This window comes from Agitococcus lubricus, assembly GCF_003051055.1.
Taxonomy (GTDB): domain Bacteria; phylum Pseudomonadota; class Gammaproteobacteria; order Pseudomonadales; family Moraxellaceae; genus Agitococcus; species Agitococcus lubricus.
The window spans coordinates 132,196-154,044 of the sequence record NZ_QAON01000002.1 but is presented as its reverse complement, the minus strand read 5'-3'; the positions used below and the strand labels follow the sequence as shown (position 1 = coordinate 154,044).

General features: G+C 40.8%; 15 protein-coding genes and 1 CRISPR repeat array. Of the genes, 8 read left to right on the top strand and 7 right to left on the bottom strand.

The window, feature by feature from the left end; genetic code table 11:
* Positions 1 to 12: 12 nt before the first annotated feature.
* From C8N29_RS03110 to cas1f, 7 genes are all read right to left on the bottom strand, one after another.
* Positions 13 to 1,326 (bottom strand): acyl-CoA dehydrogenase family protein, encoded by a 1,314-nt coding sequence (locus tag C8N29_RS03110; protein WP_107864574.1) that lies wholly within the window; start codon positions 1,324 to 1,326, stop codon positions 13 to 15.
* Positions 1,327 to 1,608: 282 nt separating this feature from the next.
* A CRISPR array of direct repeats spans positions 1,609 to 5,298; the repeat unit is 28 nt; unit sequence TTTCTAAGCTGCCTGTGCGGCAGTGAAC.
* A gap of 132 nt (positions 5,299 to 5,430) precedes the next feature.
* Complete coding sequence (cas6f, locus tag C8N29_RS03105) at positions 5,431 to 6,018, bottom strand: type I-F CRISPR-associated endoribonuclease Cas6/Csy4 (RefSeq protein WP_107864694.1); 588 nt, start codon at positions 6,016 to 6,018, stop codon at positions 5,431 to 5,433.
* On the bottom strand, positions 6,018 to 7,064 hold the full coding sequence (gene csy3 / locus C8N29_RS03100) for a type I-F CRISPR-associated protein Csy3 (protein WP_107864573.1): 1,047 nt from the start codon (positions 7,062 to 7,064) through the stop codon (positions 6,018 to 6,020). The genes cas6f and csy3 overlap by 1 nt, the downstream gene beginning before the upstream one ends.
* A 2-nt stretch (positions 7,065 to 7,066) precedes the next feature.
* Positions 7,067 to 8,170: a type I-F CRISPR-associated protein Csy2 gene (csy2, locus tag C8N29_RS03095; RefSeq protein ID WP_107864572.1), complete on the bottom strand. Its 1,104-nt coding sequence runs from the start codon at positions 8,168 to 8,170 to the stop codon at positions 7,067 to 7,069.
* Positions 8,171 to 9,505: a type I-F CRISPR-associated protein Csy1 gene (gene csy1 / locus C8N29_RS03090; protein WP_107864571.1), complete on the bottom strand. Its 1,335-nt coding sequence runs from the start codon at positions 9,503 to 9,505 to the stop codon at positions 8,171 to 8,173. It abuts the gene before it with no gap.
* 435 nt (positions 9,506 to 9,940) lie between these two features.
* Positions 9,941 to 13,465, bottom strand: coding sequence for a type I-F CRISPR-associated helicase Cas3f (gene cas3f / locus C8N29_RS03085; protein ID WP_107864570.1), 3,525 nt, complete (start codon positions 13,463 to 13,465; stop codon positions 9,941 to 9,943).
* A 2-nt stretch (positions 13,466 to 13,467) separates the two neighbouring features.
* Positions 13,468 to 14,415 carry a type I-F CRISPR-associated endonuclease Cas1f gene (gene cas1f, locus C8N29_RS03080; RefSeq protein WP_107864569.1) on the bottom strand — a complete coding sequence of 316 codons (948 nt, stop codon included), beginning with the start codon at positions 14,413 to 14,415 and terminating at the stop codon, positions 13,468 to 13,470.
* A gap of 264 nt (positions 14,416 to 14,679) precedes the next feature.
* On the opposite strand from cas1f, the gene C8N29_RS03075 reads away from it, so the two are divergent.
* The 8 genes from C8N29_RS03075 to C8N29_RS03040 all read left to right on the top strand — a co-directional run bounded on the left by C8N29_RS03075 (position 14,680) and on the right by C8N29_RS03040 (position 21,818).
* Complete coding sequence (locus tag C8N29_RS03075; protein WP_107864568.1) at positions 14,680 to 15,189, top strand: TRAP transporter small permease subunit; 510 nt, start codon at positions 14,680 to 14,682, stop codon at positions 15,187 to 15,189.
* Positions 15,186 to 16,616 carry a TRAP transporter large permease gene (locus tag C8N29_RS03070; RefSeq protein ID WP_107864567.1) on the top strand — a complete coding sequence of 477 codons (1,431 nt, stop codon included), beginning with the start codon at positions 15,186 to 15,188 and terminating at the stop codon, positions 16,614 to 16,616. Before C8N29_RS03075 ends, C8N29_RS03070 begins: the two co-directional genes overlap by 4 nt.
* A gap of 2 nt (positions 16,617 to 16,618) precedes the next feature.
* On the top strand, positions 16,619 to 17,713 hold the full coding sequence (locus tag C8N29_RS03065; RefSeq protein ID WP_107864566.1) for a TRAP transporter substrate-binding protein: 1,095 nt from the start codon (positions 16,619 to 16,621) through the stop codon (positions 17,711 to 17,713).
* Between the two features lie 156 nt (positions 17,714 to 17,869).
* Complete coding sequence (locus tag C8N29_RS03060) at positions 17,870 to 18,967, top strand: AAA family ATPase (RefSeq protein WP_170106867.1); 1,098 nt, start codon at positions 17,870 to 17,872, stop codon at positions 18,965 to 18,967.
* Positions 18,964 to 19,632 (top strand): DUF3226 domain-containing protein, encoded by a 669-nt coding sequence (locus C8N29_RS03055; RefSeq protein WP_146164414.1) that lies wholly within the window; start codon positions 18,964 to 18,966, stop codon positions 19,630 to 19,632. Before C8N29_RS03060 ends, C8N29_RS03055 begins: the two co-directional genes overlap by 4 nt.
* Positions 19,619 to 20,542, top strand: a complete 924-nt coding sequence (locus C8N29_RS03050) for an alpha/beta hydrolase (protein WP_107864563.1) — start codon at positions 19,619 to 19,621, stop codon at positions 20,540 to 20,542. The genes C8N29_RS03055 and C8N29_RS03050 overlap by 14 nt, the downstream gene beginning before the upstream one ends.
* A gap of 51 nt (positions 20,543 to 20,593) precedes the next feature.
* Positions 20,594 to 21,046, top strand: a complete 453-nt coding sequence (locus tag C8N29_RS03045) for an AAA family ATPase (protein ID WP_107864562.1) — start codon at positions 20,594 to 20,596, stop codon at positions 21,044 to 21,046.
* Positions 21,036 to 21,818 carry a tRNA(His) guanylyltransferase Thg1 family protein gene (locus tag C8N29_RS03040; RefSeq protein WP_107864561.1) on the top strand — a complete coding sequence of 261 codons (783 nt, stop codon included), beginning with the start codon at positions 21,036 to 21,038 and terminating at the stop codon, positions 21,816 to 21,818. Before C8N29_RS03045 ends, C8N29_RS03040 begins: the two co-directional genes overlap by 11 nt.
* Positions 21,819 to 21,849 lie beyond the last annotated feature (31 nt).

Below are 21,849 nucleotides of genomic sequence, written 5' to 3'. Positions count from 1 at the left end.
TGCTCCTTATAATTATAAATGTAAGCCACTGTGCATGACAGCTAAACAACGCATATCACGATACCAACGCTCGACGGGATGTTCTTTGGTAAAACCATGACCACCCAATAATTGCACGGCATCTGTACCCAATTTCATGGCTTTTTCGGCACATAAAATCTTGGCTAAATAGGCTTCACGGTGAAACTCTTTGCCTTGCTCAGCCAAGGCACAGGCGCGCCAAACCATTAACCGCATGGCTTCTAATTCAATAGCAATATCTGCCACCATAAACGCCACACTTTGACGATGGCTAATGGGTTCGCCAAAGGCTTCACGTTCGTTTACATAAGGCACTAAATAATCCAAAATCGCTTGACCACAACCCACGGCTAATGCACACCACGCCAAACTACCCAAGTCTAAAAAGGCTTGATAATCAAAGGTGGCAGGTAAACGGTTGGTCGCAGGAATACGTACTTCTTTTAAGTGTAAGGTTTTGGTTGCGGCGGCTTTGATGCCCATGGCTGAACCATCACTTAGGCTTAAACCTGCCGTGCCACTTTCAACAATAAATAGGGCAGGCGTGCCCTCAGCATCTGCTGCGACAATAAACAGCTCAGCATCTGCACCTGTTAATACTAAGGCTTTTTCGCCATTGAGTAGATAGTCGCTGCCGACTAACTTAGCACTGGTGTTGAGTTTGTTAGGGTCAAATAAGGGCGTTTTTTCAACTACCGCTAACGCTGCTTCGGGTGGGTTTTCGCTCGCAAAAGCCCGCAAATAACGTTCTTGTTGTTCGGAACTGCCCCAACGTGCCAAGGTATTAGCAACACTCACCGAGCTATATAAAGCGGCTGCAATACCCATGTCACCATAGCCTAAATCTTCTAAAATCAGCATTTGGGTGGTGGTGTTATCTTCGGTAGCCATGCCGCCTAAGGCTTCGGGTACTGCGTAATACATTAAGCCTAATTCTTTGGCTTGAGCAAGCAGCTCGGCAGGCACAGCAGCATTGGCATCACTGTCATGTGCGGCTGGACGAATCATTTCTTTGGCAAACATGGTCAAGCTGTCACGAATCATTTGTTGTTCGTCAGACAGGCTTAAGTCAAACACGCCTTTGGCCGCACTCGACACTAAACGTGTGGCTTGATTGCTAGATTTACCCGAACTCGCAAATTGGCGGCTGACTTTGGTCATCACCTTAAAGCCCGTTTTGCTGCCTTGATAAAGTATTTTTTCGATGGGTTTACGCAGCTTTAATTTGTCTGGCCAGTCGCTGCTGGCAATTTGATTCAGAATGGCTAAGCCTACGCCTTGCGCTTGCCCCATAAATGTCGTCATTGTTTTTCCCCTCTTGTTGTTGAACGATACCCTGTGAGAGTTAGTGCTAAACGAATGATACGTTTGCCATAATCTCATCGGGTGTTTGGGTCTAAAATTGGGACTGAAATAGTCACTGATAGCCTGATATTGACAATAGCGAGCGTGAGAATCATTCGCTTTGCTGACAATTTATGCGACAGAAAAGTCAATGTTTGGGGTCTGTAGGTAATCGTGAGGCGACAGGTGAGTGATGTAAATGGTGATGACTCTTGAGGGTCATTAATAGGCTTAAACGCTGGATTTCTAAGCTGCCTGTGCGGCAGTGAACATATCACAAATAGGTTGTGAGACTTTACCGTATTTCTAAGCTGCCTGTGCGGCAGTGAACGTACTTTAGCCGACCAGTTTGCAACGGCAGTTTTTCTAAGCTGCCTGTGCGGCAGTGAACGGGGTAAAATTTGCCCGTGCTGGTTGATAGTTTTTCTAAGCTGCCTGTGCGGCAGTGAACGCTACAGACGGCATAGCTTCTGCAATCTTTTGTTTCTAAGCTGCCTGTGCGGCAGTGAACAAATGGCGTATTATCAGGTTTGCCGATTGGCGTTTCTAAGCTGCCTGTGCGGCAGTGAACGACTTCAAAGACCTAACCGTCGCATCATTGACTTTCTAAGCTGCCTGTGCGGCAGTGAACAGGGCATCCAACGACAATGAGGAATCGGTGACTTTCTAAGCTGCCTGTGCGGCAGTGAACGTACCATGTCGGCTACTTCGGGCGGCTGGCCATTTCTAAGCTGCCTGTGCGGCAGTGAACCTGACTGGTTAAAAGCAATAGCACTTCAATAATTTCTAAGCTGCCTGTGCGGCAGTGAACACTCTAGTCGGCTGTTGGTGTGGGATATTGAGTTTCTAAGCTGCCTGTGCGGCAGTGAACGCACTACAAGAATTTAACTATGGACGAGTTAATTTCTAAGCTGCCTGTGCGGCAGTGAACATGCTAGAAATGAATTATGGCAAAAACTTGAATTTCTAAGCTGCCTGTGCGGCAGTGAACAAAATTAACCGATGATGATGTTAATCATATTATTTCTAAGCTGCCTGTGCGGCAGTGAACTGCAAGTTTCGTGTTTATTCATTTTCTTGGCTTTTTCTAAGCTGCCTGTGCGGCAGTGAACGCAAGACATCACTAAGTATCATTTGCTTGAGTTTTCTAAGCTGCCTGTGCGGCAGTGAACCCATTCAGACCAATACGATTAAGTCGGCATTTTTTCTAAGCTGCCTGTGCGGCAGTGAACAATCAAAGGATGGCCAAAAAGTCACGCTAAGATTTCTAAGCTGCCTGTGCGGCAGTGAACGTAAAGCGATGTTGGGTGGCGCAGGTGTGGCTTTTCTAAGCTGCCTGTGCGGCAGTGAACCGTACCCATGTTGTCCACGGCCATAAATCGTTTTTCTAAGCTGCCTGTGCGGCAGTGAACGCTAAAAAAATCATGGTTGATGGACAGTTAAATTTTCTAAGCTGCCTGTGCGGCAGTGAACAAACAATAACTGAGAATGGAACAATTCTTGGTTTTCTAAGCTGCCTGTGCGGCAGTGAACTCATCAATTCGTTGCTGCTTGGTCATTTTAATTTTCTAAGCTGCCTGTGCGGCAGTGAACTAGGTAGTGATGTTGTGGTGAATGATTTAGCATTTCTAAGCTGCCTGTGCGGCAGTGAACTGTCGCTCGATGAAATCTGAGTCTATTAAACTTTTCTAAGCTGCCTGTGCGGCAGTGAACGGGAAGAAAATTCCAACGCTTTAGATTCTACGTTTCTAAGCTGCCTGTGCGGCAGTGAACTGGCCGCGCCTGTGCAAGGATATGGATGTTTTTTTCTAAGCTGCCTGTGCGGCAGTGAACTGTCCAGCCTGCTCAATAGTTTTGAAAACATCTTTCTAAGCTGCCTGTGCGGCAGTGAACAAGCCCATGCGGTTGTTCACCCGAGTCGGCGCTTTCTAAGCTGCCTGTGCGGCAGTGAACTTGATTGGTAATTTGCTTAACAACAACAGGAATTTCTAAGCTGCCTGTGCGGCAGTGAACGCTTTGGTGAAGAAGGTAATCCAAGTATAGGCTTTCTAAGCTGCCTGTGCGGCAGTGAACGATAACTTTTTAACAAGTTTCGGTAATATTTTTTTCTAAGCTGCCTGTGCGGCAGTGAACATCTGAATATAAAGATGGTCTTGCAGGCATATTTTCTAAGCTGCCTGTGCGGCAGTGAACCTTGGATGTAACCGACGTAATGGCGGCCACGCTTTCTAAGCTGCCTGTGCGGCAGTGAACCCGCCAAACGTCGCAACAAAGCTCGCCATTGATTTCTAAGCTGCCTGTGCGGCAGTGAACACATGGTATTGCCCGCATGGTCGAGTGGTCAATTTCTAAGCTGCCTGTGCGGCAGTGAACTGATAGCTAATGCCATACCGCCGACAATCATTTTTCTAAGCTGCCTGTGCGGCAGTGAACTTGCGGTTGACCAGTCGCCAAATTGCTCAGTTTTTCTAAGCTGCCTGTGCGGCAGTGAACCATAGTTTAAAAAATATTACTAACAACAAAAATTTCTAAGCTGCCTGTGCGGCAGTGAACTAAACGGGGAGTCAATTTGCACACCACAGAAATTTCTAAGCTGCCTGTGCGGCAGTGAACTTTTACTCGGTTAAATAATGCGCCTTGTTCTTTTTCTAAGCTGCCTGTGCGGCAGTGAACGTCGGGTGGTTGCCTGAAAAGATGCGCCTTGATTTCTAAGCTGCCTGTGCGGCAGTGAACGTTATTTTTTTTGGCCTTGTTTGCTTTATGGCTTTCTAAGCTGCCTGTGCGGCAGTGAACAAGCAGCCTTAAAACGCGCATCATCTAGTGTTTTTCTAAGCTGCCTGTGCGGCAGTGAACAGATTATTGTTAATAATTCATCGCCACAAATATTTCTAAGCTGCCTGTGCGGCAGTGAACGGGATGGAAGTCCTAATGACAGGCCGTCAACTTTTCTAAGCTGCCTGTGCGGCAGTGAACAAAAGGTAAACAATCAGAAGCTCAAAAGTTATTTTCTAAGCTGCCTGTGCGGCAGTGAACATGTAATTTAATCGCCATCGTAACAACCGCATTTTCTAAGCTGCCTGTGCGGCAGTGAACGCAACATCTTAATGATTACAGGTGTTCGTCAATTTCTAAGCTGCCTGTGCGGCAGTGAACCATACGCGCCAATGTAATAAAGGGGCTAGTGTTTTCTAAGCTGCCTGTGCGGCAGTGAACTTAGAAATAATAATCCAGGCAATATTCAATATTTTCTAAGCTGCCTGTGCGGCAGTGAACGGAGTAGAGTTGCAAGCTGTTTGCTTGGTATGTTTCTAAGCTGCCTGTGCGGCAGTGAACTTATGATTCGCTTGTTAAATTAGGCTATTCAATTTCTAAGCTGCCTGTGCGGCAGTGAACGCAAATGCAAGTTTGGCTCATTTGATTTCATGTTTCTAAGCTGCCTGTGCGGCAGTGAACACAAGACAAAAAAGACGTTGAAGATATTTTAATTTCTAAGCTGCCTGTGCGGCAGTGAACGATGACGTTTTAGAAGTGGCCGATTTTATCGATTTCTAAGCTGCCTGTGCGGCAGTGAACGGTTGGCAATCTTTTTCAAAGCCTGAAACAATTTTCTAAGCTGCCTGTGCGGCAGTGAACTTGGTGGCGCAGGATTAGCAGGGTATGGCTTATTTCTAAGCTGCCTGTGCGGCAGTGAACAAAAGTTTGTCATATCCGTTGCGGTTTGCCCTTTTCTAAGCTGCCTGTGCGGCAGTGAACACTTATACAATCGGTGATGCCATTGAGGATATTTTCTAAGCTGCCTGTGCGGCAGTGAACAATCAACGCCGCAAACTGCCGTCGCGCCTGATTTTCTAAGCTGCCTGTGCGGCAGTGAACGTGACTACGTGGGCAATATGACGGATAGGGACTTTCTAAGCTGCCTGTGCGGCAGTGAACTGTAAAATTAACACAAAAAATTAAGTTACAACAATAACTTAGTCCATTTTTTATCGGTTTGACCCAATAAAATTGTCACTGTTGTAACTTATTGATTTTATTATATTGTTAAAGAGCATTAAAAAACTTGGGTTAAAATTCGGGTACAGTGACAGTTTTGCTAAGTCCGTATGTGCCAAATTTACCCATGCTTGCCTCATCGGTGAGCGTTTTTTTAATATGTAACTTAAAGATATGCTGACCACTCAAACTTTTTAAGCTAATAAACGGCTCAATCAGTGGCGGATAAACATGGTCTTTAAAGTGAGTCGCTGCCTCTGTAATGCTAATGTTGCGCCGTTGTGCCTGATGCAAAATACGTTTTTCAACACTGTCTTTAGGTACGGCACGACTATAAATTGCATAGCTAATATTATTAGGCGTTTCTCGTGGGGTAGTGATATGCACATAATCGCTCAACCGTGCCAACCATTGATTAAGATTGAGTTGTTCTAGCTCTTGTGTGGAATGGGCAAAAATACGCAATTTATCACCCAAAAAACCAATGTCTTTATCAGAGCTTAAGCGATAGCGAGGAAAAGACACGCCATAAACTATCTTTTCTTGACTATCTTTTTGCTCAACAAAAGCAAGGTGTAGTTGGGTATAGAGTTTTGACCAAAGAAAATACACCGAAGTATCTTCATTAGGCAAAAGGGTTAGTTCGAGATAATATTGCATCATTTATCACTCTCGCCAAAGACCCCACCGCGTATTAAAACCGCCATCACATAGTGTTGTTGTTCAATATCAGGCACTTTATTGGCATTGACCCAATCGTCAAAAATATTATAAAAGTCTTTCTTTTCAGATGGTTGGCGATAGGCTTTACCTTCCGAAGTCACAGAGCCATAGGGTTCAATCGCAATCGGTTTAGTTGCATCAGGATACCAAGTATCAATGGTACGCAAAGCATTACCAATTTTTTGTGAGTGAATACCTGCTTCTTTGTCTTTAATGGCATATAAGGTTTTACTTTTTTTACCTTTAGTATTAGTAGTATCAAGAATTAACTCTTGTGATGGATAAACTTCTTGTCCTTCACCTAAACGCGCAAAACCTGTGATACGTAATAACACATGTTCATTCCCATTTAGACCAGCTTGAATCCACTGCGACAATTGAAGTAAAGAAGATTCTTGTTGCGGATGAACGGTAACCTGATTTAGACGATTTGCTAAGGCATCAAAACTTAATTTTTCTACTGGTTTACCATCAATGATACGCTCAACATTAATATTAACATTTTCAGCACCAATACGATTGCGCCATAAAAAACGACCATTGGCAAGATTACTCGCATAACGTTTGGCTAACTCCTCAAATTGAGTTTGTGATTTATAGCCTGATACAGCATTTTTTAGACGCTCGGCAAAACTTTCATCATTACAGGCAGACGGTTCACCCACATTCGGTAATACACGTAAGGTGAAAGTCACTGCAACGGTATCCGTGCCTTGAGGCAGTGCAGCAATATCTACCGTTTGTAAATTGGCTTTTTCTACAGCCGCATTAATATAAGCAGGGTCAACTTCTTTACTGTTTTTTGGACGATTAGAAATTGTCCCACGTACCGATTTTTCCTCAATTTTAATAGCTGTTGAGCCAGCACCTTGTTGAATATCAGTCCAATTTACCGCAGTCATACGCCCATCAGAAGGGTCTAAATGACGGTTAAAGGATAATACTGATGCGGTTTTGATTTTTGTTGATGTTTTAGTAGCCATGATTAAATTGCCTCGTCTTCTGAGTTTGGATAATGGTCAAATGATTCTTCTTCAAAATCATCGAATGTCGTTTGAGTGTTTTGTTTTTGTGCAAAGGGTTGGAGTAGTTCATATACGCCATCTTTAGGGGAGGGGTTATATGTCCAAAGAGTGCGAGTTAAGTCTTCAATGCGATGAGGACTTTGCCATTCGCCTAAACTCAATAGAGTCTCAACAAAAGTGGCTGGATATTGATTGTCACGTAAACCAGTGATTGTGCCTTTGTCTTGAAGCTCTATTAAAGCCGCATAACCAATCGGAATAGGTACAAGCCAGCCTTGTAAATGCTTAGGGCGAGGACGAACTTGCCAATCACCTTGTTGCTCACCATTGGCTGTTGATTCTTGGCTTGACACACTGTTTAAATTGAGACGGCTAATATCAAGCAAAGTGTCTAATACAGTAGGCGCGTGTCCTTGTGTTTCTAAGTACGATGAGTATTGGCTTAACCATGTTTGATGTGCGATTAACACGTCATGTCGATGAATTAATGCAAAACTTGGCAATAAATAACGACTCAAAGTTTTAGTCTTTTTAGCGGCCTCAGCTAATGACCAATTAACCAGTTTAGCTTTGATACGTTGATGGGGAAAAACAGCACCACCTGCCAAGCGCATACCATAAACAAGATGATTTAAGTGTTTAATAAGTTGTTGGCTTTGTACATTTAAGTCATCATCATTAGCAGATAAATGTTGCTCTAAATCGTCACCACTTAAACCAATAATTAAGCTGACTTCCATGTGGCCTTTACCTTCTTCGACCATTGCTGGCGTAGAACCATCGGCCTCTAAAGGATGTCGTGCTAAATTGAGTTGATAAGGGGCATAACGATAGTCGCTACTTTTAGTGATTTGAGGGCTAAATTGATGACAAATAATGCCAACACCACAACAATCAATCTGATGATAGCCATCTAATTGATTTAATTTACATTGTAAAGCATGGCTAAAGCCCGTAAATGCACTGGGTGCAGGAAAGCCCCACGTTAAATGACTACTAATAATCGAAACGTTTTCGACTTGCAAACGTACAAGATATAGTGCTTTTGGATAGGAGTAACTCATTTATGCAAACTCCTCCTTAAGTAGTTGTAATTTATCGCGTAATGCCAGTGACCATACACGCGCTTCGTTATCATCTAAATCAGGTAATTTAGCTTGTGTGGTCAAAATTTTATTTAGCCAACGTCCAAAGTTATAACCCACTTCGCTATGCCAATCACGTTCGCGGTAAGCCTGTAACCATTCTTGCTCCTCATTGCTTAGATGATCTTCTTTATCAAAAAGTTGTTCACGATAAGCACGATCTAGCCAAAAACTCTCGGCACGATTAAATTGACGGTTTGGCTCAATCGTCCATCCCGAGGTTGCACTTTGTTGGAGTTCAAAACTCATATCAATCACACAATCAACAAGTTGCTCAACCAATCCATCTCGTTTGGTGCGAAATTCAATGTTATTCCGATCATATTCATGACGATACATATAAACGATGGATTTTAAAATCGGTTTAACATCTTTACGGTTACTTAAATAGGCAGTAAATACTGAACCTGATTTGGGCAACTCAACCACTTGTCCTTGCCAAACAGGGGGTAAAGAGGGCAGTAACCACATTGAGCCACGGCGATCACTATTAAGCTGAGAGATATTTTGTGGTTTTGAGCCACCGTAGTTTTGTACCAATAAATTGGGATATTCTCGGCCTTCTTGTGAATGGTGCAGTTTCTTAAATCGTGCTTCACGGATAGTTTTGCTTTGTTCACCAAAACGATCATTTGAAAGTTGCTGATAGGTACGGTGTACCAAAGCACTGGGGTATAAAAGCACTAAGATATGATAGTCATCGGCTTTAACAGGAAAATACACTTGTTTAGATAAACGTCCTGCATTTAACACGCTCGGAATTTGACTAAAAGCCAAAAAACGTTGATAGCGAATTTGTGCTTGTGTTGAATCGGTTGCTAAGGCCGCAATAAAGTCGCCATCCGCTTTTAATAAACGTTCAAGTAATGAAAGATGATTAAATTTTTGTCGTAATAATTTAAACACATCTAAAGCAGCCGCATCACCAACTACATCAGCATCAAGAGCGATAGCTTGTGAGCCAACAAAATCATGAGTTTTATTGGCTGTTGTATAAAACATGGCAGAGGCTTTGGAGCTGGGATGATGTTGTTTGGGCGTATGTGTGGCTAAACGTAAACGCTGTACACGTAAACTGGCATCTTCTAGCCATGTTTCAGGCTGATATTTAGCCAGTAACTTTTCACGCTCAGCAAAATCATCGTCTTTGAGTTTTTCCAACTTTTCATCTAATCGACCTTGAATGTATTGCTCTATCAAAGCGCGAATGGTGGGGGGAGGAGAGTCTTTAATACTCTCTGTTTCATTGATCATGGTTTATCCTGAGTTTTTACAAAGTAAATGCTTTTTTTAAAGTTTGTATTTGTTATCATTTACAGCAGTTTAACTACCGTAAATGATACAAGACGCAAATTGACTAGACCCTTCTAGGCAAATGTGTGCCAAGCATCGTTTCCTCCTTCCCCTTTTGGGGTGATGTGATGATCGTGGTAGATCGTGGTTAAACTAAGATTGAGGGCGGCAATCCCTCAATCGACTTAAATTTTATTAAAGTTAATTCAGAATGTAAGCTGGATAACTGTTATTATTCAATCATGAGTTCTAGTTCTTGACAAGAGCTCTTTTTGTGTTTTTGTAGATTTAGAATTTTTTTCAATCTGCACACCTACTGTACAAGTAGCTTAGAAAAGCTTTCATGCTGAATTTACTTATTAGTTCACTACCGCACAGGTAGCTTAATTTAGGGAGTTACTCCCTAATAAACCCAAGAAAATCATGGTAGAGCCATTTTTTTTGCTCTGCCAATTTGGGTAAATTGACAGTCAAATAACGGGCGCAATTCTCTAACCAACTGCGTTCTGACGAAATTGTATCCAAATATTTCAGTAAGGCAGCATTTGGTTTTTGATTAGGCCAACACTGAATTTGTGGATTTTCGGCTAACGTAAGGGCTTTGACTAAACTCTCAACTAACAACCAATTACCTGTACTTTGATTATATTGGTACAGTTTTAAGGGTTGTTCTTCATCCTCAGCACGTAATGCAGTTAAACTTTCGCCTTGTGAAGCTCTAAAACAACTCAATGTTTGTAAAATACCTGTGTAATGAATCGGTGTATGCCAAAAACTATAAGCAGAAAATTTAATCGGTGACGCATCCGTTAAACGCATTTCAGAGTAAATGCCTCGACCCAATAAAATATGATTCATTCGGTCATGTTCTAAATCAACTAAACGAGGATAACCATGCGTTTCATAGAATGATTTTGGATAATTTGCAGGTGATGGCTCTATCAATCTGGAAATTGAATCTAATTGCTTAAAATGTTTGTTATCCAATAAGCCAGCATTTTTGGCTTCGTCTTTTCCTCTCAAAAAATGACGATTTTCTTTAAATTTGAATCCTTCGGCTTCAAATCCGGGACGTGAAAAACATGCCTTTTGAGGATGTTTATAATGACGAATATTACTTTCCATAATAAAAATATTTGCTTGATGATAAGGCTCAACACGATGTCGCCGTGTTCGCCCCGAAGCCTGAATAATTGAACGCATGGATGAGGGTTCAATAATCATCCAATCATAATCATGGTCGCGGCCAACCTCACAAACTGGCGAAGCCAAAATTAAAATAATTTGCTGTTGTTCGGGAAATTTTTGCAGCCATCCTTGTATCAATGGATGGTCGTGTGGTTGTTGTCCTTGATTACGATTTAAAATTTCATCCAAATATTTTTCAATATTGGCACGTATTAATAAGGGAAAACGTGAATGATAAACACATAAATGAATACGTGTATCTGGTGCAATTTTTTGTTTTAACAACTCTTGGCTGATGGCTGCCATTGGATCAATATTGGCAAATCTTACTAAACCTACACTATATTGTTTTGCTGTTTTGGGGTCAGTAATCGCATTCAGTTGATGGGCTTTAAGGCTGGTTTCTAAGATAGATTGGCTAAAAATAGTTTGCCATTTTTCAGTGGGTAAAATCTGTCTAGGTAGGTCGACCCATTCTAAACTACGTCTTTGATTAGCTTTGGCTTGTTCATGTAAATAAGCTACGCGTTTTTTAGTAAATTGTTGATGTGCTTTTTCAAAAACAGGATTGGCTTGTGAGTTATTAATGCTGTTGTCACAGGGAATAACTTGATGACAAATACTTTTTTCATTTTCATCAAACCATGCTGCAATAATCGGCTGATTCACTTGGGTACGATGTTGATTATAAAATTTTCGCCCTGAACTATATGCCAAATATAAACCATTGATTTCAGCAGGCATTAAGGTTGCCGAAGATAGTAAAACACGACTACCCAACAAACCTGCCCAATACACTAAACGTGTCAGTGCATAATAATCATCGGGTGAAAAGTCGTCAGGTTCATCAAAGACTAAATCCGAAGACATTAAACGCAACATGGGGGCAATTTGTCGTCCGCCGCGTGTACTTTCGGTTGCAGGAATTAAATGGTCAATGGTGCAACACAAAATAGGACTCATCAGTAGTTTTTTGACTTGATGATTGTCTTTTAACCATTTATGTAATAGGTGGTCTGGAGGCAAAATGCCTGCAAAATCAAGCTCAGTTTCCTCAAAATCAATATCAAGGTCTGCCTCAAATAAACCTGATAAGGATTCTGAACCTATTATTTCAGCCAATTCAGCATTTTTTGTCGGGTCAATCAGTGTTGTATCTGCAAATAGATGTTCAGAGCTAGTTTGACTATATTGTTCAAATAACTCTTTAACAGCACCACCACCCACCATAATGGCTAGGTCACTGGTATCTAAATTGAGTTTTTGGCGTAAGGCTTTACCTGTTTGTAAAGTTAAAGTGCGTAAGCCTAAAGCGATATTAAACCTTGCGCCTTTTTCAGTATCAGCTAAACCGTACATAATTCGCGTATTGGCTAAGGTTTTGCCGCGTCCTGTTGAGGCTAAGTTGACACCAAAAAATCCATGATGAGGATAGTTTTTTTGAATGATACAAGCCTCTTGATAAGATTTATCTTGCCAATAATAAATAGGATTACTATTTTTGCCTTCTAAGGCCTTTTGAGGAGGTAATCGACTAAATAAAGCGTCAAGGCGTGTTAAAGCCCCCATAAGTTGACGTACTGAATCACTGACACCAACTAAATGGTCATCTAAGGGCTGTTTTAATTCACCAAATTTATTAGTGTTGGCATAACATGAATATGTCGAGTCATGCCATTTAGGTGTTGGTTCACAACTAGAATAATAATGGTCGGATAGCATTAATACTAATCGAGAAATATGGCTTAAATAGGGATCAGACAGGCTCGGTAGGGCTTGAGCGGCCAATAATGATTTGAGTTTTGCTGCACATTTATTAACTTCTTTACACCATGTTTGACTATTAAATGGAATATCTTTAGAGTTAATTTGCCAACATTGTTTTATATCTTTTTCTTGATTTTTATCAGTAACATCATATTGTCGGGGATAACACCATTTAAAATTTAGGTCTTCTAAGACGGTTGCAAATTTTGAGGCTCGATAGTCTTTATCTTGTGTTTTATCAGCATCAGATGTTTTATATTTTGCTAATAGCGTGTCGGGTATTGGTAAACGATGATGCGAAACAATCAGCCATGCAACGACTTTGGCAATTTCAGGTAGATTTTTAAACGGTGATGAGGAAGGGAGAGTAGGATGATCTTTTATTATAGTATCTAACCATAAATAATCATTATTTTGTGGGGATAATATAGCTAATTTTTCAATCCATGCATTATCCTCATAACCACAAGAGGTGACAAAAGCTTCAAATAGACGTAATGAAATCCATTCGTGCCGAAATGGGTCAGCAATCGGTTTTTTACTATGTTTGGCATTGACTAATTTTTTGGCAAAAAAAGGATTAATCTTGCCAAAATCATGAAATAAAGCAGCGATGCGACTCAGCGTGGTAATTAACGGGGCAGTTTGCCAATTTGCATCACAATCGTCTATTTTTAGAGCTTTGCTTGTGCTATTCACAGGCACAACCCCATCCTTATTAAACTTATTTCTATTTCCTACAATCCACACCAATTCACTACGCAAACGTGAGCGTTGTCGATGACAAGCAACGGCAGTGTTTTTAGTCACGGTTTTTCTTAATAATTGTTTAACAGCCAGTAAGCCATCTTCGGTAATCACCGTTTGCCACGTGTTATCACCAATACGATTAGCAAAGGCGTCCAATACACGGCGAGTACGGTTGATAGCTTTTTTGTCACATTGACTAATAAAGGTGACAATCATGGTTAATCCTTAATGCCTATAGCCGCTTGTTTAACCTGCTCAAACATAAAATCCAACGCCTTATGCTCAGTAAACTTTTGCAAAATTTGCTGTCTAAACTCTTGTTCGGTGGCTTTTTCTTTGGCACAAATAAAAGCGTAGGGCAGTACAATCGCATCTTTAATCAAATCGGCAACATCAAACACCAACGCACCACGGCGCGTTTTACCGTGCATCACCGCAAAGCCATGTGGAGTCCCCAAAACCCATAACGTCGTGGCAGCCAAACCATAGGCCAAATAATTACCATGATTTAAAAAATCATTAGCCAAATCGCCTTGTTCGGGGTTACGCTCAAACGTTAATTTGCAACGTGTGGCAGCAATTTTATAAAGCTGTTTGGTGGTTTGTGCCTCAGCCAACAACAAGTCGCCTACTTTATCTAGCACAGGAATTTTTTTAGCAAAACCCGATAAAGCGTGTTCAATATCCGCATCATCAACATAAAAACCGTTATCTTTTAAGTCTTTATCTTTGCTCCATACATGACGCATATAATCAATTCGAGATTGTTGAAAAGTTCTGGCAACAGCCAAACGTTTATCGGCATCAAACCAAAAACTTAACCAGCCTTGTACATATTCCGTAGGGCGATATTCACTTTGTGGCGTAAGCCATTCTATTTCTGCCCCTGCAAATAACGGTGTACCACCCCCGCCACAAAAACCAACCAAAACACCTGCACTGCATAACATGCGCATAGCCGCTTGGGTAATGGATGTGCCTGTGCCTAATAAAATCACCGTAGTATTGGCAATAGGGATATTCCAATAGTAGTTTTCGTCTTTGCCTTCGGTTAAATACAAAACACGGCCATCTTTTTGCATCACTCGACAATGCTCTAAGTAATACAAATTGGCACGTTTTGAATGCAAAATGGCTTTAAGAGAGGAGGGAGAAAGGTCATCCATGATGTGACTCCATGTGTGCTTGCAGCTTAATGAAAGGGTCAGGATGTTGGCAATAACATCACAAGACGATAGAGTTAGCAATGTTAATTTGATGATTTACTCGTTAACGCGTTAAGTTATGTCGTTATAAACTTCCTTTACGTCTGTATGCCGTATTCCTCAAAATAAAGTACAAAAAGCCATCATCAGCGCGTATCATTCGCCCCATTTCAACCATCATGATTTATGTTTTAAATACATAAATCCTAGAAAAGTTTTAAGCTTATGAGTGGATTAAATAAGGTGTGTACGACTATCGACACACTCAACAAAACAGTGGGACGTGTGGTGGCATGGCTAATTTTAGCCACCGTCTTATTATCAGTGTTTACCGCTGTCGGACGTAAATTTGCCTTTGGTTCTAATGGTTTTTTAGAAGGGCAATGGTACTTATTTTCGGCAGTATTCTTATTGGGCGCAGCCTATACCTTGCAAGCAGACCAACATGTGCGTGTTGATGTATTGTCTAAACGCTGGTCGGCTAAAACCCGTGCTTGGATTGATATTGCAGGTCATGTCTTGTTTTTATTGCCTGTTGCTGTCGGTTTGGCGTGGTTGGGTTGGCACGATTTTATCCAAGTTTGGCAACACAACGAAATGTCTGCCGATGCAGGGGGCTTACCCCGTTGGCCTGTTAAACTACTGATTCCTTTTGGTTTTGTGTTGCTGATTTTGCAAGTGATTAGCGAAATTGGCAAACGTATAACCATATTAAAACATGGAGAGCGAGCATGACAGGTGATTGGGGTTGGCTCGCGCCGTTAATGTTTTTGAGCTTATTTTTATTGTTATTAACTGGCTATCCTGTGGCGTTTGTTTTGGCGGCAGTTGGCCTGATTTTTGGGGCGATAGGCGTGTTGGTGGGCGCATTGCCCATCGAATTGGTGCAAGCTGTGCCAGAACGCTTATTTGGCATTATGCGTAATGAAACGCTGATGGCGATTCCATTTTTTACCTTAATGGGACTGATTTTAGAAAAGAGTCAATTAGCCGAAGATTTACTGGATGCCATTAATCAACTCTTTGGTCGTTTGCGTGGTGGTTTAGCTTTTGCGGTGATTTTAGTCGGCGCATTATTAGCAGCAACCACAGGTGTTGTCGCCGCCAGCGTGATGGCGATGGGCTTGATTTCTTTACCGATGATGATGCGTCAAGGTTATTCACCTGCCATTTCCAGTGGCGTGATTATGGCATCTGGCACATTGGCACAAATTATTCCGCCTTCTTTAGTGTTAATTGTCTTGGCGGATACCTTAACGGTGCCTGTTGGCGATATGTATTTAGGGGCAATGTATCCGAGTTTGGCCTTAGTGGCCTTATTTGCGCTGTTTATTGGTGGTTTAGCGATTATCAAACCTGAGTTATTACCCGCCCAACAACAAACACGCCAAGCCATTCAATGGCGTAAATTATTAGCCGCTTTAGTGCCGCCCTTAGTGTTAATTTTTTTGGTGTTAGGGACAATTTTTATTGGTTTAGCCACCCCAACCGAAGCAGGGGCAATGGGTGCAGCAGGCGCATTAGTCTTAGCCTTAGTCAAACGCCGTTTAAGTGCCTCTTTACTGCATCAAGCCTTAGATAACACCGCCAAATTAACCTCTTTTGTGATGTTTATTTTGGTCGGTTCGAGCTTGTTTGCGTTGGTGTTTAGAGCCTTAAATGGTGATGTTTGGGTTGAGCATTTATTTGATAAGTTACCCGCAGGCGAAATAGCCTTTTTATTAGTGGTTAACTTAATGGTCTTTGGTTTAGGCATGTTTTTAGACTTTTTTGAGATTGTCTTTATTGTGGTGCCGTTATTAGTACCAATCATCCATAAACTTAATATCGACCCTGTGTGGTTTGGCGTGTTGTTGGCCATGAACTTACAAACCTCCTTTTTAACGCCGCCGTTTGGTTTTTCGCTGTTTTATTTACGCAGTGTTGCACCCAAAGAGCTTAATACCAGTCATTTATACAAAGGTGCAGTGCCGTTTATTGTGTTGCAGTTAGTCATGGTAGTGGTGTTGATGATGTATCCCGAATTAGTGCGCCATGAATCTAGCGAAAGCACCACCTTTAACAATAGCCAAGATTTGTCTGATGTCGGTGGCCAAGCAGCCAGTGCCGATGAAGCTATCCGTTTAATGCAAGAAATTGCCAAAGAATATCAGGGTAAATAATCATGCAACGTCGTCAAGCCTTACAAAAAATTGCTGCTTTGGGCGCAGCCACTGCGACAACCGCCAGTTTTGCCGCTCCTGCGGTCATTACACAACCTGCCGTACAATGGCGTTTAGCCTCTAGTTTTCCTAAAAGTTTAGACACCATTTATGGTGCAGGCGAAATGCTCTCTAAACGTGTGGCACAGTTAACCGATGGTAAATTTCAAATTCGCGTGTTTGCAGGCGGAGAATTAGTTCCGGGTTTACAAGTCTTAGATTCGGTCAGTAATGGTACGGTCGAATGTGGCCACACCGCAGGTTATTACTATGTGGGCAAAAGCAAAGCCTTTGCCTTTGATACCTGTTTGCCTTTTGGTTTAACCGCACGTCAGCAAAACGCATGGTATTCACAAGCAGGTGGCCAACAATTATTGGGTGAGTTATTTAAGCAATATAACATTGTTAATTTTGCAGGTGGCAATACAGGCGCGCAAATGGGCGGTTGGTTTAGAAAACCCGTCAATAGCCTTAAAGAATTACAAGGCATCAAAATGCGTATTCCAGGGATTGGTGGCGAAATCATGTCGCGTTTGGGCGTGATTCCCCAAACCATTGCAGGGGCAGATATTTATCCTGCGTTAGAGCGTGGTGCGATTGATGCTAGTGAATGGGTTGGGCCTTACGATGATGAAAAGTTAGGTTTATATAAAGTGGCCAAACATTATTACTTTCCAGGTTGGTGGGAAGCAGGGCCACAGTTAAGTTTTTATGTCAATCAGAGTGCATGGGCAAAATTGCCTAAAGCATGGCAATCGGCGTTTGAAGTGGCAACGATGGAGGCTAATCAAATGATGTTAGCCGCTTATGATGCGCGTAATCCGCAAGCCCTCATTCGGTTAATGAATCAACATGGGGTGGTGTTGCATCGTTACCCTGATGATGTCATGCAAGCAGGGCAAAAAGCTGCTTTTGCGTTATATGATGAGTTATCCGCCGCCGACCCGATGTTTAAAAAGATTTATGCTTCTTGGAAAGACTTTAGACGTTTAAGTCAGGGTTGGACAAACTTGGCCGAAACCTCGTTAGAGAATTTTATGTATAAGAGTGCGAAGTGAGTTTATGATATTCGTAGCCTGTGTGAAGTGCAACGTAACACAGGAAGAATGCTTTAACAGGTGTAGTGTGGGTTGAGGAACGAAACCCACGATAATTAAACGCTCATTGTGGGTTTCCTGCGTCAACCCACGCTATTGGTGATAATCAGGTGTATTGTGATTGATAATCTAAAAATACAAAATTTTCGTTTATTTGAATCTTTAGAGATTCAAGGTATCAAACGAGTGAATTTAATTGTAGGCAAAAATAATGCAGGTAAAAGTGCGTTGTTAGAGGCTTTGCAGTTGTATTTTTCGGGATTTTCTTTAGATGTGATGTATGAAATTTTGTTGAGAAGACAAGAAAATATTAAAGTTAAATCAAATGAATATATATTGAATAATCCGTTAAAAAGCTTTTTCAAAAATTATACATTAGCAATTGGCCATGATTTTCAAGTTAGTATTTCTACTAATCATTATAGTTATTTGATGAAAATTATGATTGAGGGGAATAAAAAATACACCCCATTGAATATGGATAATCTTGACAGATTAAATGATGGAAATGTAGGAGTTGTTGTTTCAACCTATAGTAGAAATAAAGAAATAGCCAGTAAATTTATACAATTAGATAAGCCATTATCTAGTTTATATAATCAAGAAAATATCCAAAAATTAATAGGGGCTTATAATACAATAGCAATAATAAAAAGCGTTAAGTTTGTTGCTGCAAATGGATTAAATGATTTAGAAACGGCACAGTTATGGGATAGTATTAGCTTGACCTCTGCACAAGATGATGTGATTAAAGCTTTTCATATTATTGAACCTAAACTCACGGGTTTAAGCTTTGTTGCGGCTGATAGTGAAACAAATAGCCGAATCCCGATTATAAAACTTAGAGATATGCCCGAACCCATTCCATTAAAAAGTTTAGGTGATGGCATGACACGGTTATTTCATTTAATTTTGTCCTTAGTTACCGCTAAAGATGGCGTATTGCTGATTGATGAGTTTGAAAATGGTTTGCATTGGAGTACCCAAAGCAAAGCATGGCAGTTAATTTTTACTTTAGCCGAACAATGGAATGTACAAGTATTTTGTACCACGCATAGTAAAGACTGTATTAATGGTTTTGAAGAAATTTGGACGCAATATCCACAAGATGCGGCATTTTTTAGGTTATATCGTAAAGATAATCAAAGCTACATCAAAACCTATGATTTAGAGATGTTGTCAGATGCTATTGAAACAGAAACGGAAGTTAGATGATGTCTAAAAAGCCATTTAAGGATGATAAAGCTAATAAGTTGTTATTATTGGAAGGCATTAATGATTGTCATGTCGTAGCCGCTTTATGTGAAGCTCATAAATTGCCACAAGTATTCAAAATTTATGATGCAGGTGGTTGTGAAGATGTTTTAGTCAAATTAATGGCATTAATTGATGCGGCTGATGGTGTTCAAGATATTAATACGATTGGTATTGTATTAGATGCTGATGATAATTTAATGAGTACATGGCAATCTGTTATTGATAACTTGGCTAAGAAAGACTATCTCATACAAAGTGAATTAAATAAAAATGGGACGATTTTAATCCAACAAGGAAGGCCAACGATTGGTATTTGGCTTATGCCGAATAATCAAATCAACGGTATGTTAGAGGATTTTTGTCAAATATTATTAGATAATCCTGTCGCATTAAGTTTTATTGAGCAATGCCTTAATCAAGCCAAAACACAAAAAATCGCTACGTTTAAAGACGTACATCGTGCAAAAGCGATTATACACACCTATTTAGCATGGCAAGACGAACTTGCTAAACCGTTAGGCCAAGCAATTACCGCTAAAATTCTTAATCCTAATCATCAACTTGCGTTAACTTTCAAAGATTGGTTGTTAGACTTGTTTGGAGGCAACCATGCTTCACCCTGATATTGCTGCCTTGTTGCCTGCTTTTCAAGGCAAAGTCTCTTGGTCAGAGATTCCCTTAGTGTCATTACGCAAGTCTTTATTGCGTAATATGGCTGCGTTGGATATGGCCAAAATTGAGTTGGCCGCCATTGAAAACACAACAGTCAGCAACTCAGGATACGAAATTCCTGTGCGTGTCTATCGCCCAAGTTTAGCGCAAGATTTGCCTATTGTTGTGTATTTGCATGGTGGCGGTTGGGTAACGTTTAATGTTGATAGTCATGATAGCTTTTGCCGCTATTTAGCTTTACATAGTCAAAGTATTGTGGTGGCAGTGGATTATCGTCTTGCACCCGAACATAAATTTCCTGCTGCTTTAGAGGATGTGTTAGCGGTGTTGGCATGGTTGCCACAACAAGTTCAACAATGGCAAGCAGACAGCCAAAAGATTGCTATTGCGGGTGATAGTGCAGGGGCAAATTTGGCCACAGTGGCGTGTTATTTAACGCAAGGGCAAGCCATTCAGCCCAAATTACAATGTTTGATTTATCCTGTTGTCGATACCACACAAGAGCGTGAGTCGTTTAGTTTGTTTGCCGAAGGCTATATGCTTGAGCGGCAACATATGCTTTTTTTTATTAATCATTATCTTAATCATGCCGATGAACGCCAAGATGTGCGTGTGTCGCCTTTGTTGATGACTGATAAACGTCATCAACCACCAGCCTTGGTGTTTATCGCAGGTTTTGACCCGTTGCGAGATGAAGGATCGGCCTATGCTCAAGCCTTAGAACAGGCAGGTGTAAGCGTTGAATATCATTGTTTTGATGATTTAATTCATGGCTTTTTGCAATTAGGGAAAATTCCAGTCGCTGCCCAAGCAATTGATATGATTGCTAAAAAACTAGCGGAGAGTTGGGAAAAAATATAATCATAGCAAACAATCAGTTTTATAAATGTACATATCTTTTTTGGTGACCAAATGGAGTGTTTGATTTTTATTGGTATTCAAGCGAGTGGTAAAACAACATTTTATCAGCAGAAGTTTTTATTTACACATGTACATATTTCTTTAGATTTATTAAAAACACGCCATCGTCAGCAACGTTTTATTGAGTTGTGTTTACAGACGCAACAACGTTTTGTAATTGATAATACTAATCCGACTATGACTGAACGGACGAATTATATTGCTTTGGCCAAAGCTCATAAATTCGTGGTAAGTGCTTATTATTTTGTACCAGATGTCGGGCGAGCATTGGTGTATAACCAGCAGCGACCAACACAACGTTGTGTGCCTGACGTAGCCATTAAAGGAACAAAAAAGAGCTTACAAGAGCCTAGTTTTGAAGAAGGATTTGATCAAATATTTTATGTCTATCATAATGATACAGGTGGTTTTATTGTGCAGGAGCAAATAAAAGATGCGATTTGATGAATTAGATAATCGGATGAGAGTCTATGAGACAGCACATGATTTATGTGTATTACCCAATATGTTTATGGTTGCGCGTATTGATGGTCGAGGTTTTACGCGTTTAACTAAAGAAGTTTGTCAATTTGAAGCACCGTTTGATATTCGTTTTAGAGATATGATGGCAGCAACAACAGCACATTTGATGGATTGTGGTTTTCCTGTCATTTATGGATATAGTCAAAGTGATGAAATATCGTTACTACTACATCGCGATAGTGAAGTGTTTAAGCGAAAGCTACGTAAATATGATTCGATTTTGGCAGGTGAGGCCAGTGCTAAGTTTTCGTTATTATTAGGAAAAATAGGCGCATTTGATTGTCGAATTTGTCAGTTACCAACACCTGAGCTCGTGGTTGATTATTTTTTATGGCGGCAAGAAGATGCACATCGAAATGCTTTAAATGCCCATTGCTATTGGAGCTTACGCCAATCAGGTACTCATGCACGACAAGCAGCGAGTCAATTGAGTCGTTTATCTGTTGCAGAAAAGCATGAACTGCTATTTAGTGACTTTGGTAAAAACTTTAATGATTTGCCAAGTTGGCAAAAACGTGGGATGGGGTTATATACCGAAGTATATAACAAGGAAGGACGTAATTTAAAAACTGGTGAAACAACTATTACCGAGCGTAAACGCTTAAAAACGGATTTTGAATTACCTTTAAAAGAAGAGTATGCCATGTTTATACAAAATATCTTAATCAAGCATCATGCAGATATTGTTTTCTAACGTTATAACAACTCAATCGACTTGTATTAGA

What these genes read in the sequence shown, in the direction of transcription:
- C8N29_RS03110 (WP_107864574.1), bottom strand. Translation starts at nt 1,326, where the DNA reads ATGACGACATTTATGGGGCAAGCGCAAGGCGTAGGCTTAGCCATTCTG.
- cas6f (WP_107864694.1), bottom strand. Translation starts at nt 6,018, where the DNA reads ATGCAATATTATCTCGAACTAACCCTTTTGCCTAATGAAGATACTTCG.
- csy3 (WP_107864573.1), bottom strand. Translation starts at nt 7,064, where the DNA reads ATGGCTACTAAAACATCAACAAAAATCAAAACCGCATCAGTATTATCC.
- csy2 (WP_107864572.1), bottom strand. Translation starts at nt 8,170, where the DNA reads ATGAGTTACTCCTATCCAAAAGCACTATATCTTGTACGTTTGCAAGTC.
- csy1 (WP_107864571.1), bottom strand. Translation starts at nt 9,505, where the DNA reads ATGATCAATGAAACAGAGAGTATTAAAGACTCTCCTCCCCCCACCATT.
- cas3f (WP_107864570.1), bottom strand. Translation starts at nt 13,465, where the DNA reads ATGATTGTCACCTTTATTAGTCAATGTGACAAAAAAGCTATCAACCGT.
- cas1f (WP_107864569.1), bottom strand. Translation starts at nt 14,415, where the DNA reads ATGGATGACCTTTCTCCCTCCTCTCTTAAAGCCATTTTGCATTCAAAA.
- C8N29_RS03075 (WP_107864568.1), top strand. Translation starts at nt 14,680, where the DNA reads ATGAGTGGATTAAATAAGGTGTGTACGACTATCGACACACTCAACAAA.
- C8N29_RS03070 (WP_107864567.1), top strand. Translation starts at nt 15,186, where the DNA reads ATGACAGGTGATTGGGGTTGGCTCGCGCCGTTAATGTTTTTGAGCTTA.
- C8N29_RS03065 (WP_107864566.1), top strand. Translation starts at nt 16,619, where the DNA reads ATGCAACGTCGTCAAGCCTTACAAAAAATTGCTGCTTTGGGCGCAGCC.
- C8N29_RS03055 (WP_146164414.1), top strand. Translation starts at nt 18,964, where the DNA reads ATGATGTCTAAAAAGCCATTTAAGGATGATAAAGCTAATAAGTTGTTA.
- C8N29_RS03050 (WP_107864563.1), top strand. Translation starts at nt 19,619, where the DNA reads ATGCTTCACCCTGATATTGCTGCCTTGTTGCCTGCTTTTCAAGGCAAA.
- C8N29_RS03045 (WP_107864562.1), top strand. Translation starts at nt 20,594, where the DNA reads ATGGAGTGTTTGATTTTTATTGGTATTCAAGCGAGTGGTAAAACAACA.
- C8N29_RS03040 (WP_107864561.1), top strand. Translation starts at nt 21,036, where the DNA reads ATGCGATTTGATGAATTAGATAATCGGATGAGAGTCTATGAGACAGCA.